This window comes from Holdemanella sp. DFI.5.55, from assembly GCF_020593575.1.
GTDB lineage: Bacteria > Bacillota_I > Bacilli_A > Erysipelotrichales > Erysipelotrichaceae > Holdemanella > Holdemanella hominis.
In genome coordinates this window covers 1-221 of the sequence record NZ_JAJDMK010000432.1, presented here as the reverse complement: position 1 = coordinate 221, position 221 = coordinate 1, and the positions used below count along the sequence as shown (strand labels likewise).

Annotated in this window: 1 protein-coding gene; it reads left to right on the top strand. The window is 44.8% G+C overall.

Annotation, left to right across the window (positions count from 1 at the left end; translation table 11 throughout):
• Positions 1-221 (top strand): YibE/F family protein (locus LJE08_RS14700; protein WP_227403679.1); only part of this gene is annotated, 221 nt, incomplete at both ends.

Genomic DNA, 221 nt, shown 5'->3' with positions numbered 1-221 from the left:
AATCCATTATGGGGCCGTTGGTTAACGTCTTGTTTCTGATTTTTATGGCCGATACCTTTACCTCATCTTTGCTGTATCTGAAAAATGGCAATTCCTGGGGCTACACGTTTTCAATGAATATGTGTCTGGGCACCGTTCAAAGCTTGATCAGCGGAATCGGCATCGTTTTGGCGATCCCGATTGCCAGTGCATTAGCAGCGCTTTTATTAGGAAAGAAGGCA